At 72.1% G+C, this 16,381-nt stretch carries 13 protein-coding genes; 5 read left to right on the forward strand and 8 right to left on the reverse strand.

Features of this window, described 5'->3' with window-relative positions; all coding sequences use genetic code 11:
* Both ACFTZL_RS03750 and ACFTZL_RS03755 read left to right on the forward strand, forming a co-directional pair.
* Positions 1-693, forward strand: a 693-nt coding sequence (locus ACFTZL_RS03750) for a hypothetical protein (RefSeq protein WP_382577834.1), incomplete at its 5' end; no start/stop codon positions are given.
* Positions 681-932, forward strand: a complete 252-nt coding sequence (locus tag ACFTZL_RS03755; protein ID WP_382577837.1) for a twin-arginine translocase TatA/TatE family subunit — start codon at positions 681-683, stop codon at positions 930-932. The genes ACFTZL_RS03750 and ACFTZL_RS03755, both read left to right, overlap by 13 nt.
* A gap of 35 nt (positions 933-967) precedes the next feature.
* On the opposite strand, the gene htpG is transcribed toward ACFTZL_RS03755, so the two are convergent.
* From htpG to ACFTZL_RS03775, 4 genes are all read right to left on the reverse strand, one after another.
* Positions 968-2,866, reverse strand: coding sequence for a molecular chaperone HtpG (gene htpG, locus ACFTZL_RS03760; protein ID WP_382577840.1), 1,899 nt, complete (start codon positions 2,864-2,866; stop codon positions 968-970).
* Between the two features lie 86 nt (positions 2,867-2,952).
* A complete protein-coding gene (locus ACFTZL_RS03765) occupies positions 2,953-3,642 on the reverse strand; it encodes a class F sortase (RefSeq protein WP_382577843.1) in 690 nt (229 codons plus the stop codon).
* 134 nt (positions 3,643-3,776) lie between these two features.
* On the reverse strand, positions 3,777-4,352 hold the full coding sequence (locus ACFTZL_RS03770) for a hypothetical protein (RefSeq protein ID WP_382577846.1): 576 nt from the start codon (positions 4,350-4,352) through the stop codon (positions 3,777-3,779).
* Between the two features lie 266 nt (positions 4,353-4,618).
* The gene (locus tag ACFTZL_RS03775) at positions 4,619-4,906 is read right to left on the reverse strand and encodes a DUF3040 domain-containing protein (RefSeq protein ID WP_382577848.1); all 288 of its coding nucleotides are present in this window, start codon (positions 4,904-4,906) and stop codon (positions 4,619-4,621) included.
* Positions 4,907-5,242: 336 nt separating this feature from the next.
* On the opposite strand from ACFTZL_RS03775, the gene ACFTZL_RS03780 reads away from it, so the two are divergent.
* Positions 5,243-6,208, forward strand: coding sequence for a HAMP domain-containing sensor histidine kinase (locus ACFTZL_RS03780; RefSeq protein WP_382577850.1), 966 nt, complete (start codon positions 5,243-5,245; stop codon positions 6,206-6,208).
* Positions 6,205-6,864 (forward strand): response regulator transcription factor, encoded by a 660-nt coding sequence (locus ACFTZL_RS03785; protein ID WP_359895586.1) that lies wholly within the window; start codon positions 6,205-6,207, stop codon positions 6,862-6,864. Before ACFTZL_RS03780 ends, ACFTZL_RS03785 begins: the two co-directional genes overlap by 4 nt.
* A 20-nt stretch (positions 6,865-6,884) precedes the next feature.
* Here ACFTZL_RS03785 and ACFTZL_RS03790 read toward each other — a convergent pair whose 3' ends face one another.
* From ACFTZL_RS03790 to ACFTZL_RS03800, 3 genes are all read right to left on the reverse strand, one after another.
* Positions 6,885-8,144: a cation:proton antiporter gene (locus ACFTZL_RS03790; RefSeq protein WP_382577854.1), complete on the reverse strand. Its 1,260-nt coding sequence runs from the start codon at positions 8,142-8,144 to the stop codon at positions 6,885-6,887.
* Between the two features lie 246 nt (positions 8,145-8,390).
* Positions 8,391-9,872 carry an arabinose isomerase gene (locus ACFTZL_RS03795; protein WP_382577856.1) on the reverse strand — a complete coding sequence of 494 codons (1,482 nt, stop codon included), beginning with the start codon at positions 9,870-9,872 and terminating at the stop codon, positions 8,391-8,393.
* A 32-nt stretch (positions 9,873-9,904) separates the two neighbouring features.
* A complete protein-coding gene (locus tag ACFTZL_RS03800) occupies positions 9,905-11,161 on the reverse strand; it encodes an MFS transporter (RefSeq protein ID WP_382577858.1) in 1,257 nt (418 codons plus the stop codon).
* Between the two features lie 208 nt (positions 11,162-11,369).
* Between ACFTZL_RS03800 and ACFTZL_RS03805 the strand changes: the two genes are divergently transcribed.
* Positions 11,370-15,347 carry a glycosyl hydrolase gene (locus tag ACFTZL_RS03805; RefSeq protein ID WP_382577911.1) on the forward strand — a complete coding sequence of 1,326 codons (3,978 nt, stop codon included), beginning with the start codon at positions 11,370-11,372 and terminating at the stop codon, positions 15,345-15,347.
* On the opposite strand, the gene ACFTZL_RS03810 is transcribed toward ACFTZL_RS03805, so the two are convergent.
* Entirely contained in the window at positions 15,344-16,363 is a 1,020-nt protein-coding gene (locus ACFTZL_RS03810) for a LacI family DNA-binding transcriptional regulator (protein ID WP_382577861.1), read from the reverse strand. The two genes, ACFTZL_RS03805 and ACFTZL_RS03810, sit on opposite strands and share 4 nt — an antisense overlap.
* Positions 16,364-16,381: the final 18 nt, after the last annotated feature.

Raw genomic sequence — 16,381 nt, forward strand, 5'->3', positions numbered from 1 at the left:
GGCCGCACCAGCAACCGACCGGGAGACCATGTGGCCGAATCGTCCCGCCTCCGCCCCGAGGACCGCGCGGATTTCGAAGCGGTACTGCACCTGGCGCTGAACACCGCGGACATCCGCGGTGCCCTCGGCGCCGACCCGACCGGCCGGACGGCCGCGCGCCTGCGCGCCCACACGCTGGCCCACGCCGACGACATCGCGGCGGCGGCCGGCGAGCCGTACCGCGCCTATCTCGCCGTACGGCGGGCGGCCCGGCACGAGGCGCGGGGCCCGCTCGGCACCGGCAGCCTGCTGCCCGCCCTCGCCGTGCTCACGCCCCTCGTGGCGGCCACGTCCGCCGGGGTGCTGCTCCTGCTCGGCGGCATGCTCCAAGTGGCCGACGCCCCGGGGCCGTTGCCCGGATCGCTCCTCGCGGCCGGCTGGACCCTGGCGCTCGTGGCGGCCCTGACCGGCCTCCTCGCCCTGGCCGCGCTGCTGCGCACGGCCCTGGGCCGACGCGGCGTACCGACGGCGGGCCGTGTGGAGCACGCCCGGCTGGCCTGGCGGCAGGCACTGCTCGACCTCGGCATGCTGCCCCACCTGCGCGGGCAGCTTGCCCCGCGGCCCGAGGCGGCGATGACGCCGAGCTCCCCGCCCGATACGCTCGCGCCGTGCCCGGCCCGGGCGGGAAAGGACAGGACACCATGTTCGGACTGAGCGAGCTCGCGATCATCCTCATCGTCGTCATAGCCGTGATCGGAGCGAAGAAGCTCCCCGAACTCGCCCGCTCGGCCGGCAAGTCGGCCCGCATCCTCAAGGCCGAGGCCCGCGCCGCGAAGGACGAGGAGGCCGGGTCGGACACCGCGCCGCGGGTGGTCCAGGGCGAGGTCGTCCCTCCGGGCACCGGAACGACCCCGCCCGGCGCGCGGGCGGCGGGCGCCCCGGACCACCCCTGATCCGTCCTGCGATCCGTCCGTGATCCGTCCCGTGGCTACAGCGTGCGCTCCAGGCGGTCCGCCACCAGCTTGACGAAACGGGCGGGATCCTTGGGCTGACCGCCCTCGGCGAGCACCGCCAGCGTGTGCAGCAGCTCGGCGGACTCGACGAGGCCCGAGCGGTCCTCGCGCTCCTTGTACGCCTGGTTCAGGCCCTTCACCAGCAGGTGGCCCGGGTTGAGCTCGAGGATCCGCTGGGCGCGCGGCACCTCCTGGCCCATCGCCCGGTACATGTTCTCCAGGGCCGGGGTCAGATCGTGCGCGTCCGAGACGACACAGGCGGGAGAGACGGTGAGCCGGGCCGACAGGCGCACCTCCTTGATGTCCTCGCCGAGCTGCTCCCGCATCCAGCCGAGCAGCCCGGCGTAGTCCTCGGCCTGCTTCTCCCGCTCCTCGTCGGCCTTCTCGTCCCCCTGGGCGTCCAGGTCGATCTCGCCCTTGGCGACGGACCGCAGCCGCTTGCCCTCGTACTCGCCCACGGCGTCCACCCACACCTCGTCGACGGCGTCGGTGAGCAGCAGGACCTCGATGCCCTTGTCGCGGAACGCCTCCATGTGCGGGGAGTTCTCGATGCTCTGCCGGGACTCGCCGGTGAGGTAGTAGATGTCGTCCTGGCCGTCCTTCATCCGCTCCGCGTACCGGGCCAGGGTGGTCGGCTCGTCGTCGGCGTGCGTGGTCGCGAACGAGGAGACGGCGAGGATGGCGTCGCGGTTCTCGGAGTCGGTGACCAGGCCCTCCTTGAGGACGGTGCCGAACTCGCGCCAGAACGTGGCGTAGCGGTCGGCGTCCTTGGTCATGAACTCCTTGACCGTGGACAGGACCTTCTTGGTCAGCCGGCGCTGCATCATCCGGATGTGCCGGTCCTGCTGGAGGATCTCGCGGGAGACGTTGAGCGAGAGGTCCGCCGCGTCGACGACGCCCTTGACGAAGCGCAGGTACGGCGGGAGCAGCTCCTCGCAGTCGTCCATGATGAAGACGCGCTTCACATAGAGCTGGATGCCGCGCTTGAAGTCCCGCGTGAACAGGTCGTGCGGGGCGTGCGCGGGGACGAAGAGCAGGGCCTGGTACTCGAAGGTGCCCTCCGCCTGGAGCCGGATCGTCTCCAGCGGCTCGCGCCAGTCGTGGCTGATGTGCTTGTACAGCTCGTGGTACTCGTCGTCGGACACCTCGTCGCGCGAGCGCGCCCACAGGGCCTTCATGGAGTTCAGCGTCTCGGGCTCGGGGGCGCTGTCGCCGTCGCCCGCCTCCGGGACCATCCGGATCGGCCAGGTGATGAAGTCCGAGTACCGCTTGACGATGTCCTTGATCTGCCACGGCGAGGTGTAGTCGTGGAGCTGGTTCTCGGGGTCGGCGGGCTTGAGGTGGAGCGTGACGGACGTGCCCTGGGGCGCGTCGTCCACCTTCTCCAGCGTGTACGTGGCCTCGCCGCGCGACGTCCAGCGGGTCCCCTGGCTCTCGCCGGCCCGCCGGCTCACCAGTGTCACCTCGTCCGCCGCCATGAAGCCGGAGTAGAAGCCGACGCCGAACTGGCCGATGAGCCCCTCGGCCCCGGCCGCGTCCTTGGCCTCCTTCAGCTCCTGCAGGAACGTGGCGGTCCCCGAGTTGGCGATGGTGCCGATGAGCTGCCCGACCTCCTCGTACGACATCCCGATGCCGTTGTCCCGCACCGTGAGGGTGCGGGCCTCCTTGTCGACATCGATCCGGATGTGCAGATCCGACACGTCGGCGTCGAGCGAGTCGTCCCGCAGCTTCTCCAGACGCAGCTTGTCGAGCGCGTCGGAAGCGTTGGAGACGAGTTCCCGCAGGAAGACATCCTTGTTCGAGTAGACCGAGTGGATCATCAGCTGGAGGAGCTGACGCGCCTCTACCTGGAACTCAAACGTTTCGGTCGTCATGGTTCGCGTATACCTCACAGGTCCCACAGTCGCCTGAACTCGTGGCAGCAACTGTAAAACACCAAGTCAGGCCGCAGACCCTGAAGTCAGACGAGGTGGGCGAAGACCACCAGGTTCTCGGTGTAGTCCCGGGCCTTGCGGTCGTAGGTACCCGAGCAGGTGATGAGCCGGACCTGGGCCTCGGCCGTGTCGCCGTACACGCGCTCGCTGGGGAAGCCGTCCTTCTCGTACGACTCCGCTCCGTCGACCACGAAGGTCGCCAGGCGGCCGTCGGCTCGCGTCACATGGAACCGGTCCCCCTTCTTCAGCTCGCTGAGCCGGGCGAACACGGCCAGGGACGTCGCGGTGTCCACGTGCCCGGCGATGATCGCGGTGCCGGTCTCTCCGGGCGAGTGGCCCTTGGCGTACCAGCCGACGAGGTTGGTCTCGTCGGGCGGCGGGGGCGCGAGCTGACCCGAACGGTCGATGGCGAGGCCGGTGAACGGCGCGTCGACCGCGATCTTGGGGATGCGGAGGCGGACCGGCCGGGACCGGGGCAGACGCGGTCGGGCCTTGGACGATCCGGACCGGTGGATCTCCGCGGAGGTGGAAGGCACGGCCGGCGGGGCGTGCGGCGGGCCCGCGGTGTCGGACGACTCATCGCCGCCGCCGACCAGGCACAGGGTCAGGACCAGGGCGGCCACCGCCCAGAAGGCCGTCACGGCTGTGCGGAATCGCCGTTTCGACTTCTGCGGCTCGGGGCCTGGGTCGGCGGGGGTAAGGGGGCTGGCTGCCATCGGGGACCACCTCATTCGGGCACGGCAGCGCGTCGGGCAGGGCAGCGGGCACGACACGCGTGGACGACGAGCCGGGCCGCCGCGACGCGAGGGGCACGTGCGGCGGCCACGGCGGCTATGTGGTCAGGCATGGGTCAGGCCACGCCCCGCGAGCCCCTCTGGCGTCGCAGCGCGTACAGGCCGGTGCCGGCCACCGCGAGCACGGCGAGACCGCCGGCGGTGACAGCCGGCCCGGCCAGCGCGCCACCACCGGTGTGGACACCGCCGCGCGGCTTGTCGTGCCTGCCGTCCTCGTGGTGCCTGCCGTCCTCGTCGTGCTTGCCGTTCTCGTCGTGCTTGCCGTTCTCGTCGTGCTTGTCGCCCCACTCCTTGTCGTTCTTGTCGCCCCAGTCCTTGTCGTGCTTGTCCCCGTAGGGGTCGTCGTGCTTGTCGCCCCAGGGGTCCTCGCCGCGCTCGCCGTCCTTGTAGGTGTCCGGGTCGTGCTTGGGGTTGTCCCAGTCGTCGTCGGCGTTCACCGCGGCCAGCGCTCCGCCACCCGTGTGTACCCCGCCGCGCGGCTCGTGGTGTCTGTCGTCCTTGTGGTGCTCCTTGCTGTTAGAAGTGGTGTCGTGGTCCCGGTCACCCATGGCCTCGGCACAGGCGGTGGGTGCGGCGATCGCGAGGGCCGCCGTGGCGGTTGCCGTCGCGAGCAGAATGCGGGCAGAGCGCATCGGTAGTCCTTCCGTCGCGGGCCGGGCAGCTGACTCCTCGCCAGCTCAGGAGACCCGGCCTCGACGTGAACCACCGTCAGTCATGCCGGGCCGTCCCACCATCCAGGACGTTCACATGGGTTACGACCGCACTCTGACGGCGGCATTCTCATGGCCCTGGTCGGCCTGTTCCGGATCGGCGGGGACTCGGTGTACGTGGGGCCGCCGAGCCCGCGGGAGCGGCCTCCGGGATACGGCTGTCCGCTGCCACACCGCTCAGGGTGGCGTCACCGCCTCCTGGGGCCCTGACGCCCCAGGCGGCTCGGGTCCGGGTCGACGAGCTGGGCCGACATGCCGACCAGGACCAGCCCGGCCGCGATGAGGAGCCCCTGGGCCAGGGCGATGCCGGAGCCCAGGACGGCCACGCCGAGTGCCAGTCCCCACCAGGCTCCGGTACGCCGGTACTCCCGGGGCCGGGCCGGGCGGCCGGATCGCAGGGCCCGGGCGAACCTGGGGTCCTCCCGCTCGAGTCGCGCTTCGAGGTCGACGAGACGTTCGTCTCCGGACTGGGGCACGGCTTCTCCTTCCCGGAACCCGACAGCGCTTCGAGGCAGGGCACGGCCGAGGCCATGGCAAGTCCTGGGGTGTCGGGCCACGTGACGGTGCGGAGGGAGACGGCCCGCCGATGCGCTGCCGGCCGGTCTCACCGGGGCTTCAGCTTCTCCCCCCTCCTGCGGCTTCCGCCATCAGGCCCCACCCTCATCCTTCCCGGTGGCCGCACTGTACGAACGCCGTGCCGGGGAGCCGGTGTTCGCCTCGAGGATGGGTGGTGTCACGGATGGCGTCGGGGCCGGGCAGCGCACACGCTGGAGGGATGACGGAGGCTGACAGGTCGGTGGAGGCGGTACGCGGTGCCCTTGTTCTGGCGGATCTTCCTGCTGAACGCCCTCGTGCTGATCACGGCGACCGCGCTGCTGCTGGGGCCCGTGACCGTCTCCACGCCGGTGCTGCTCACCGAGGCCGCGGTGCTGACGGTGGGACTGGCCGCGATGCTCGTCGCCAACGCCCTGCTGCTGCGGGTCGGGCTCGCCCCGCTCCAGCGCCTGACGCGCGCCATGACGACGACCGACCTGCTGCGTCCGGGGCGGCGTCCGGCGGTCGGCGGCCAGGCGGAGGTCGCCGAGCTGATCACGACCTTCAACACCATGCTCGACCGGCTGGAGGACGAGCGGGCCACGAGCAGCGCCCGGGTCCTGTCCGCCCAGGAGGCCGAGCGGCGCCGTATCGCCCAGGAGCTGCACGACGAGGTCGGTCAGACCCTCACGGCCGTTCTGCTCGAACTCAAGCGGGTGGCCGGTCATGCCCCGCCCGATCTGCTGGAGGAGCTGCGCCAGGTGCAGGAGACCACCCGGGCCGGTCTGGACGAGATCCGTCGTATCGCCCGCCGGCTGCGCCCCGGTGTGCTGGACGAACTCGGTCTGGCGAGTGCGCTGAAGTCCCTCGCCACCGACTTCGGCGGGCCCTGTCTGTCCGTCCGGCACCGCCTGGACGCGGATCTGCCGCCGCTGGGCCCGGAGGCCGAACTCGTCCTCTACCGGGTGGCGCAGGAGGGGCTCACCAATGTCGCCCGGCACGCGCACGCCCGGCACGCCGAGCTGGCCCTGCGGCGGACCGCCACGGGCGTGCGGCTCTGCGTCCGTGACGACGGCCGGGGCACCGGTGACGCGCCGGAGGGAGCCGGCATCCGCGGCATGCGGGAACGTGCCCTGCTCGTCGGCGCCGACCTCAGCCTGGGCCCCGGCCCGGAGAAGGGCACCGAAGTACGCCTGACCGTCCCCGTGCCCGTACGCGATCCCGACCGGAACGGCCGACCATGACCGACTCCTCCCCCACCCGCATCCTGCTCGCCGACGACCACGCCCTGGTGCGGCGGGGTGTCCGGCTGATCCTGGACGCCGAACCCGATCTCACCGTGGTCGCCGAGGCGGACGACGGTGCCGAGGCCGTCGCCCGGGCCCGCGAGCACCGACCGGATCTGGCCGTCCTCGACATCGCCATGCCCCGGCTGACGGGGCTCCAGGCCGCCCGGGAGCTGTCCCGGACCTGCCCCGGGACACGGATCCTCATCCTGACCATGTACGACAACGAGCAGTTCTTCTTCGAGGCGCTCGGTGCCGGTGCCTCGGGCTATGTGCTCAAGTCCGTCGCGGACCGCGACCTGGTCGAGGCGTGCCGGGCCACCATGCGGGGTGAGCCCTTCCTGTATCCCGGTGCCGTCGACGCGCTCGTCCGCGACTACCTCGACCGCGCCCGGGAGGGCGGCGCACCGCCCTCCCGGGCCATCACCGACCGCGAGGAGGAGATCCTCAAGCTCGTCGCCGAGGGCCACACCTCGCAGCAGATCGCCGAGCTGCTGGTCATCAGCCCCAAGACGGTGGAGCGCCACCGCGCCAACCTGCTCCAGAAGCTCGGCCTGAAGGACCGTCTGGAGCTAACGCGCTACGCCATCCGCGTCGGCCTGATCGAGCCCTAGAAGCCCTGAGGCCGAGACCGCTATCGTTCGGCCTCGGCGGGCTGGGGAGCGGACGGTACGGGGTCGGCTTGGGGCTCGATGTCGTACGCCGGGGCCGTGCGGCCCGGCAGGAGGCCCTGGGCGGACCGGAGCGCGCGGGCGAGCAGGGAGGAGCGCCCGGCGGCGATGGGGCCGAGGACCGCGAGGACGAGGACGTATCCGGCGATGAACGGGGCGAGGCGGTTGTCGAGTCCGGCGCTGGCGGCCATGGCGGCCAGGATCAGCGCGAACTCCCCGCGGGCCACGAGGGTGGTGGCGATCTCGGCGGCGGGCTCGGTGCCGTAGCGGTACACGCGGGCGACGAGGAGTCCGGCGATGATGTTCATGACGACGGTCAGCGCGGCCGCCGCGGCGACCGGGCCGACGACGGACAGGATGTCACCGGGGTCGATGGAGAGTCCGAAGGCGAAGAAGAAGATCGCCGCGAAGGCGTCGCGCAGCGGATGCACCAGTTCCCGGATGCGCGGGCCGGAGGAGGTGCCGGCCAGGATCAGGCCGACCATGAACGCGCCGATGGCGTCGGCGACTCCGAGGACCTCGGCGACTCCCGCCACGAGGACCGCGGCGCCCAGGAAGCTGATGACGAGCAGTTCGCTGTCGCGGGTCACGATCAGGCGCCCGGCCAGCTTCGTGCCGTAGCGGGCCGCGGCGGCCAGGACCAGCAGGAAGCCGAAGGCCTTGCCGCCCTGGAGGACCATGTCCCCGAGGCCCTGGGCACCGCTGATGACCGGCTGGAGCGCGGCGAGGTACAGCGCGAGGAAGATGTCCTCGACCACGATGACGCCCAGGATGAGACGGGTCTCCGGGCGGCCGATGCGGCCCAGATCGATGAGGATCTTGGTGACGATGGCGGACGAGGAGATCCCGAGGACACCGGCGAGCACCAGCGCCTCCCGGACACCCCAGCCCAGGGCGAACCCGAAGGCCAGACCCGCGCCGACGTTGAGCAGCAGATAGATCCCGCCCGCGGTCAGCAGGCGCCGGCCGCCGCTCTTGAGGTCGTCGAGGTGGAACTCAAGGCCCAGGTAGAACAGCAGCAGCACCAGTCCGAGCGCGGAGAGCATCTCGAAGTCGTGTGCGTCCTCGACGATGACCAGACCCGGGGTGTGCGGGCCGAGCAGGATTCCCGCGAGCATGAACAGCGGAATCGTCGGGAGTCCGATCCTGCCGCCGAGGCGGGCGAGGAAGGCGGCGGCCAGGAAGGCACCGCCCATGGCGAGGAGGCTGTCAGCGTGTCCCACGGGTCACCGCCTTCGTGGGAGCGCGGTAGGCGGATCGTTTCACCTTGCGGGGATGGATAGGGGCTCCTCCTTCGAGGGGGGGGCTCTGAACGGGCAGCGTCGTCCGCCTCTCGGCGCATACCGAGGCCGCGGCCATGACAACCGGCACGAAAGCCTCGGCGACGCTGCCAGCCTCACACGCACACCGGTGGCGTCACCATCGGTGCCCGCACCCATCTCCGGGCGGGGACGACACCCATCTCCCCGTCATACGCCCCGGTGCTCGATGCCGAGCAGGCTCGCCGCCGCCCGGAAGTCGGCCGCGTGGTGGCCGACCGCGAGGGACCAGTGGTGGCCGACGCCCGTGGCGCTCCACGCGTCCACCCATTCGCCGGGATCGCGGCCGAAGTCGACACGGCTGGTGGTGTTGCCGATCTCCAGCAGCGGTCCGGGGACGACGGTGCCCTCGGACGTGACGAAGGACAGGCTGCCATCGGCGTCCTGGGCGAGGCCGAGCAGGGTGACGGGCCCGTGCCGGACGTCGAACTCGACGCTCACGCCCCAGCCGCGTTTGCCGTGGTAGACGCCGAGTCCGCGCAAGAGGGGGTCGCGGGCGCTGACGGCGAGGTGGGCGGGTCCGTCGTGGCCCATCTCCACGACGCCGTCCTCGAAGTCGAGGGCCTGGATCTCGGTGAAGGAGCCGCCGGCGCCGACGCTCTGGGAGGCGAGCTGGGCGACGCTGGTGCGCAGTTCGTACTCGCCGGCCGCGGGTACGCCCCGGGCGGTGAGCAGGGAGGCGCCCAGGATCATGCCGGCGCCGAGCCGCTCGTGCAGTTCGCCGTCGAGGCCGCGGTGGTAGTAGGCGAGGGTGTCGAGCCCGAAGTCCTCGACGAGGCGGTCCAGTGCGACCGACACGGTCGCGCCCCAGGCGAAGTCCTCGTCCACCACGCTGTCGTCGAGGGTGAAGACCTGCCGGGCGAGTGCCATGCGCTCCCGGGTCTCCGCGTCGGTCACGCGCTCCACCCGGTGCCGCAGGTCGTCGAACTCCAGCACCTCCACGTGCGAGCCGAACGTCGTGGCCAGCAGCGTCGGATCGGTCTGCACGTCGAGCATGCCGGGGTAGACGTGCCCCATCAGGCCGTGCCGGGCGTGCCGGAGGGCGGCGCGGATGTGCGCGGCCCGGATCCACTGCTCGATGCGCCGCCACGCGGACTCCTGGCGCAGCCATCCCGAGACCGACCGGAAGGGGATGCCGGCGCGCCGGAAGACGTTGCCGACCTCTGGGACGGAGCACTGGGCGCAGTAGGCAAGCCAGTCACCGGTGCCGAAGGTCGCGTGGCTCATCCGCTCGCTCGGCTGGAGGTCGATGACCAGGACGGGCGTGTGCGAGCGCTGGGCGATCGGCAGCACCATCGAGGACGTCAGATACGTCGTCAGGAACAGCACGATCAGATCGCAGTCGGCCCGGCGCAGCAGCTCGGCGGCCTGCGCGCCCTCCCGCGCGTCGGAGACGAATCCGGCGTCGGTCACCTCCGCGTCCATCCCCCGGAAGCGCTCGGCGACATAAGCGGCCGACTCCTTGAGCTGTGGGAGGAGCCCGGGGAACTGCGGCCAGTAGGTGCCCAGTCCACCGGCGACCAGTCCGATCCGGGTGCGGCGCCGGGCGACCGGCGGGAGCAGGTCGTGCAGGGCGGCGGTCCCTACGGCCGTGCGGGTGCCGTCCGGCTCGGTCTCCGCGGTCGTTGCCATGGTCGGTGCTCCTTGTCAGGGTCTGCTGCGGCTCAGGGGCTGGGGACACGCAAGGCAGATCGGTCACGCACCGCACCGGAGGAACGCGGTACCAGGACGCGGATGATGAAGACGCCCGCGAACGCCGCCACCGTCATACAGGCGGTGATCGTCCAGAGCAGGACGGCCGGGCTGTGGTCGGCGAGGGCGGGGGTGAAGAACGCGGCGACCGCGAAGACGCCCCGCGACAGGGCGTAGGTCAGGCCCTGTGTGGTGCCCCGGGTGTCCGCGGGCAGCGTGAGCTGCGACCACACCTTGTAGTTGGCCTCTCCGGCGAAGGGGTGGGAGAGCTGGTAGAGGACGAAGAAGACGAGCATGCCGACGAGCGCGCCCGCGGTCAGGGACGCGATGACGAAGGCGAGGATCTGCACCACCGCGGCCACGTGGAACAGCCGGTCGCGCCAAGGGGTGTCGGCGACCCGGACGAAGGCAATGGTCAGCAGCACCCCGATCGGGATGAAGGCCAGGTTGATCCCGGTGGCCAGGCTCTGCGAGGCATCGCTGACGGTGACGAGCAGATAGGTGCCGAACTGGCCGAAGGTGTTGGCCCCGAGGCCCCAGGTGACGTAGAAGACGAAGGTCGCGGTCATCGGCAGCAGGGCGGCGCGCTTCCACAGGTTCTTCAGGGAGATACCCTCCGGCGCTGCCTCCGTTCCGGTCCCTGACGGCTCGTCGGACAGCTTCAGACGGGATCGGAGGGCCCAGGTGACGAGGGCGGCGACGGCCAGTTGCCCGGTGATGAGCCGGGCCCCGGTCATGCCCGTGGTGGACAGGACGAAGCCCAGGAAGATGGCGACGGCGATGCCCAGCATCCACATGACCTGGGTGAAGGCGACGAGCCTGCCCCGGGCCCAGGAGGGCGCGGCGTCCGAGACCACGGCCAGGGACGTCGGCAGGTCGGCGCCGGCCGCGAGCCCCGCGATGAGGACACCGATCAGCAGCGTGATGTCGTCCGGGGCCAGCGTGATGACGATCGCGCCGAGGGCGAAGCAGAAGATGTCCCAGTTGTAGACGCGGCGGCGGCCGAACAGGTCGGCGAGCCGTCCCCCGACGAGGGACCCGACGGCGATGCAGCCGGTGACGATCGCGCTGATCGCACCGGCCATCCACACGCCCATGGCGTAACTGTCGCGGTAGATGGCCAGGTTGACGGAGATGCTGACGATCAGCCCGGCATCGAGATAGGAGGCCATGCCCGACAGGGCGGCGGCCTTCCAGAGCTGTTTCGGGATGGGGCGGGTACCGGCCATGATGCGACTCCGTCGTCTGGTGACATCGCGTTTCCGGGGGCCTGGTCGCAGCGAATATAGGGCGAGAAAAACGTTGCAACAAGATGTCGCGCGCAGATGCGTGACATGCCGTCGGCCTCGTCGCCACTGTGCGCGGATATGGCGTCACCGTGCCAGGTCCCCTACGGTGAAGGTGGCCTAAAAACGTTTCAGGGGAAGGACGATGTCCGTGATCTCCCCCGCGCTCCAGCGCCTGTTCGACGACCCGCCCCGCGACTTCGGCCCGACTCCCCTGTGGTGGTGGTCGGGTGCGAAGGTCACCCGTGAGCGCCTGGCGTGGCAGTTGCGGGCGTTCGCGCAGGGCGGTGTCCACAACCTCGTCGTGATCAACCTGGCCCCGGCCGGCCCGACGTTCGGTGCCCGGGCCGACGATCCGGCGTGGTTCGGCGAGGAGTGGTGGGCGCGCTTCACCGACGCCTGCGAGATCGCCGCGGAACTGGGCACGCGCCTGTGGTTCTACGACCAGATCGGGTTCTCAGGCGCCAATGTGCAGGGCGGAGTGACACGGCGTCATCCCGAGGCGGCCGGCCGCGCGCTGCGCTGTCATGACGTCATCGTCGCCCGGGGCAGGGTCGCCGTCAGTGATGCCGAGACCCCGCTGGCCGCCTACACGCGGCAGGGCCGGCGCCTCGATCTGGCCGCGGACGGCCCGGGCCCCGTGGGCGTCGCAGCCGCCGACGGTACAGAGGTGCGGCTCGTCACCACCGTCGCCACGGCGTTCGACTACCTCGACCCGCACGCCGTGGACCTGCTGATGGACACCGTCCACCACGAGTACGACCGCCGTGTGCCCGAGTACCTGGGCACCGTCATCGCGGGCAGCTTCCAGGACGAACTGCCGGGCACGAACGCGTGGAGCCACCGCTTCGCCGACGCGTTCCGCGCCCGGCGCGGCTACGACCTGCTCGACCACCTTCCGGCCCTGTTCGGGACGAACGCCACCGTGCCGGACGGAGAGATCCGCGCCGACTACTACGCGGTGCGCGCGGCACTCACCGAGGAGGCCCTGTTCCGGCCACTCGCCGACTGGCACCGCGAGCGCGGCCTGCTGCTCGGCAGCGACCAGAGCCACCCGGCCCGCGCGGGCTGTCCGGCGCAGTCGACGCAGATCTACACCGACTACTTCCGGACCCACCGCTGGTACAGCGCCGCAGGCAGCGACCATCACGGTGACGCCAAGGTGCACTCCTCCATGGCCCACCTCTACGGCCACGAGCGGGTGTGGATCGAGGCGTTCCACTCCTCCGGCTGGGGCGGCACGCTGGAGGACACCTACCACTGGCTGCTGCCGTTCCTGCGCAGCGGCGCCAATCTGTACAACCCGCACGCCAGTTACTTCGGCACGGCGGGCGGCTGGTTCGAGTGGGCGCCGCCGTCCACCGACTGGCGCCAGCCCTACTGGAAGCAGTACCCGGCGTTCTCCCGGGCCGTGGCCCGAATCTGCTCGATCATGTCCTGGGGCGGCTATGCGGCCGACGTGGCGGTCCTGCACCCGACCGCCACCATGCAGGCGCTCATCCCGCTGGACGCGCCGGTCCAGCACTTCGGCGACGGCCGGCTGGGCGACGGCCATGCCGATGCCGACGAGACGCAGCGCCACTACCTGGACCTGTGCGGCACCAACAACTGGCTCGCCCCGCACGTCGGCACCCTGGACCTGCACGGGATCTCCTTCGACGTCGTCGACGACGACTCGGTCCAGCGCGCCAAGGCCACCGACGGCTCCCTGCGCATCAGGGACCTGGCCTACAGCGCGGTGCTGCTGCCCTCGGCGAGCGTGCTGGAGGAGGAGACGGCGCGGCGGCTGGCCGAACTGCTCGACGCGGGTGGGCGAGTCGTGGTCGTGGGGCGTCCGCCCGGGACGGCCGCGGGCCGGTCAGGTGACGACGCGGTGGTGGCGGCCCTGCTGGCCCATCCGCGGCTGGAGCGGGTGCGCGACCCGGAGGCAGGTGCGGCGGCGGTGGCGGGCGCGGCCGGGTACGCCACCGGTGAGGTGCCGCTGCTCGTCAGGCGGCAGGGGAACGAGGCGGCGGCGCTGGTCACGGCGGCCTTTCCGGAGATCGGCGCGCATCCGCTGCGAACCGGCGCCTCCCCGTCGGGCCTTGCCGTCGGCACGTCGTCCGTCACCGTGCGGGCCGAGGTCGCCGAGGCCGAGGTCTGGAACCCGGCGACCGGCTCCCGCCGTCCCGCGCGCGTCACCGTGTCCGACTCCGCCGACGGCGCCGTCTCGACGATCGAGGTGCCGCTGGACGGCGCCCCCGCGGCCCTGGTCGTCTGGCGTGAAGGCCGCCCGGCGCCGACGCCGCCGGAACGGGAGTCGCCCGTCCGTGTGCTCGACATCTCGGCCGGCTGGCACGGCCGGCTGATCCCCACCCTGGACAACACCTGGGGCGATCTGGCACTGCCCCCGGGATCGTCCGTGGACGAGCCGCAGATCTGGACCATGGAGTGGACCGAGGGCGCGGTGTGGGAGCGGACCCGGGCCACGTACGGCAACCGGGTCCGTGTCCTGCCCCCGGTGCCCGTCGGCCAGGTGCCCGAGCCGCTGGACGCCGACCGCGCCGAACGAGTCCTGGCGGGCGAGCTGCCTCTCGTGCCGCCTGACGCGGGCTGGGACGTCGCCGTGTACTCGTCGAGCCGGGGCATCCCGGAGCCGGGCGGGCTGCTGGGCCTCAAGGGGCTGGTGAACGAGGAGTTCGTCCGCGTGCCCGTGCCGGTCGGCGCGACGGCGGCCAGGGTCCGGACGATCGTGGAGACCGATCACCGGGGGCCCGCCGCACTGCATGTCGGCGCGGAGGCCGGCAAGCGGGTGTGGTGGAACGGCGAGCGGCTGGACCCGGACGACGGAGGGCACGTGGCGTCCGCCCGGATCACGGTGGCCCGCGCCCGGAACGTGCTCGAGTACGAACTGTCCGACGCCCAGAGCCGTCCCTCGACGATCTCGGCCGAGGACGGCACACCGCTGGGCAGCTTCTTCTGCCTGTCCGCGCCGGACGGGCTCGGGCCGCGACCGCGGTTCATGCGCCCGCCGGAGGGTGTGCGGCCGGACGGCCGGGTGACGTATCGCGCGCGGCTGCGGGTCCCGGGCGAGAGCGCGCGGGCGGTGCTCGTGGTGGGTGCCGCCTCGGCTGTCACCGTGCTGCTCGACGGGGACGTCGTGGCGCGGCAGGAGAAGGTGGAGTACTACGAGGCGGACTGGGGCGCCGTACCGCAGTTCTTCCGCCACGAACCGGCGCTCGGGGCGGGCGAGCACACCCTGGAGGTCGTGGCCGACAGTGCCGACGCCCGGGACGCGGTGTTCGTCGACCTGGTGGTGCGATCCGGGGCCGAGGTGACGGCCCTGGTCAGCGGCGCCGGCTGGGAGGCCGGAACGGGCGGGTGGCGGGGGCGGACCGTCGAGGACGAGCGCAGGCGGGGCGAGCTGCGGCACTGCCACGCCGCGGTACGGCCGCACCCGCTGCCGGACGCCGGGTGGCTCACCGGCCGTCCGGTGCTCGCCGGCACCGTATGGCCGTCGCGGTCCACCGACGATGTCCACGCGGCCCCGCAGCGCTTCCGGTTCACCGTCCCGGCGGGCACGGTGTCGCTCGACCTGCCGCTGGCGCTCCCCGCGAGCGTGCGGGTCGGGGACGGACCACAATCCCCCCTGGACGGGCATCGGCTGACACTCCGTCAACCGCTTTCCGCCCCCACGCCGGTCGAGGTGGTCACCGAGCCGACGGCGGTCCTGCGGGGCGGTTCCGCCTGGCGCGGACCGGTGCGCGTGCGGACCGTACCGGCGCCGATGCCGCTCGGCGACTGGCGTGAGCTGGGGCTGGGCAGTTGGAGCGGCGGCGTGACGTACGCGCGTGCGCTTCGGGTGCCGCCGGGGGCCGATCCCGTGCTGGATCTCGGGCGGGTACGGGGCAGTGCGGAGGTGTCGGTCGACGGGGAGTCCACCGGTGAGGCGTTCTGCGCGCCGTACCGTTTCCCGTTGCGCGGTGCCGCCGGGCGTACCGTCCGGGTGGAGGTGACCGTCCGGGGCACGCTGGCGCCGTATCTCGCGGAGGCCACACCGACCGCCTGGGCGTTCGACTCCCAGCTCTCGTCGGGGCTGCTGGGCCCGGTGACGCTGAGGGTGCCGTCCGACGAAGGCAGCGGACCCTAGTCGTCGGAGAGAGGACGGGTGGAGTCGCGCAGGACGAGGCCGGGGGCGAAGACGCGGGTCTCGTGGAGGTGGTCCGCGCGGGCCTCGATCTCGTCGAGCAGCATCTCCACGGCCGCCCGGCCGAGGTCCTCCACCGGCTGCCGGACCGTCGTCAGGGTCGTCGCCCCGAAGCTCGCGACGTCGAGGTCGCCGTAGCCGACGACCTGCACGTCCTCGGGGATGCGCACCCCCCGCTCGGTCAGTCCCCGGCACAGGCCGGCCGCGAGGAAGTCGTTGGTGCAGAACACCCCGTCGGGCAGGTGCTCGAGTTCGCGCGCTGTCTGTGTGCCGTACGCGACGGTCATTCGCTCGGCGACGACCTGGTCCAGCCGTGCCTCGCGCCGGCTGCGGACGGCCTGCCGGGCGCCCTGGTACCGGTCGGCGCACTGGCGTATGCCGCGTTCGCCGTTGACGACGAGGATGTCGCGCGCCCCGCTGTCGAGGAGGTGCTGTACGGCGATGCGGCCGCCCGCGATGTCGTCGACGGAGGCCGAGCAGCCCTCCCGGTCGGGCATCGCGCGGTCGGCCAGGACCAGCGGGATGCCCCGCTCGCGCAGCCGGGCCAGCCGCCCCGGGTCGGCGCTGAGCGGTACGACGACCACGCCGACGGCCCGCTGCTCGACGAGCATGCTGAAGTAGCCCTGTTCCCGCTCCGGGGCGTCGCCGCTGTGGCAGAGGACGAGGGAGTAGCCGTGGTCGTAGGCCGCGTCGGCCGCGCCGCGTGCGATGCGCGCGTAGAAGGAGTTGGTCACGTCGGGCAGCACGAGCCCGATGGCGGAGGAGTGGCCGGTGCGCAGGCCCGCTGCTCCCGGGTGGGGGACGTAGTCGAGCTCGGCGACCGCGACGCGGACGCGCTCGGCGGTCCGTGCGGTGACGCGCTCGGGCCGGTTGAGCACGTTCGACACCGTGGACACCGAGACGCCGGCGGCTGCCGCGACGTCCTGGATGCGGGCGGGGCGTGCCGGAACGGCGTCCACCCCCTCGCTGTTGCGGCC

This window comes from Streptomyces sp. NPDC056948 (assembly GCF_042674225.1).
Taxonomy (GTDB): domain Bacteria; phylum Actinomycetota; class Actinomycetes; order Streptomycetales; family Streptomycetaceae; genus Streptomyces; species Streptomyces purpurascens.

Bases quoted from the DNA above. Each gene is read 5' to 3' on its own strand.
- ACFTZL_RS03755 (WP_382577837.1), top strand. From the start codon at position 681: ATGTTCGGACTGAGCGAGCTCGCGATCATCCTCATCGTCGTCATAGCC.
- htpG (WP_382577840.1), bottom strand. From the start codon at position 2,866: ATGACGACCGAAACGTTTGAGTTCCAGGTAGAGGCGCGTCAGCTCCTC.
- ACFTZL_RS03765 (WP_382577843.1), bottom strand. From the start codon at position 3,642: ATGGCAGCCAGCCCCCTTACCCCCGCCGACCCAGGCCCCGAGCCGCAG.
- ACFTZL_RS03770 (WP_382577846.1), bottom strand. From the start codon at position 4,352: ATGCGCTCTGCCCGCATTCTGCTCGCGACGGCAACCGCCACGGCGGCC.
- ACFTZL_RS03785 (WP_359895586.1), top strand. From the start codon at position 6,205: ATGACCGACTCCTCCCCCACCCGCATCCTGCTCGCCGACGACCACGCC.
- ACFTZL_RS03795 (WP_382577856.1), bottom strand. From the start codon at position 9,872: ATGGCAACGACCGCGGAGACCGAGCCGGACGGCACCCGCACGGCCGTA.
- ACFTZL_RS03800 (WP_382577858.1), bottom strand. From the start codon at position 11,161: ATGGCCGGTACCCGCCCCATCCCGAAACAGCTCTGGAAGGCCGCCGCC.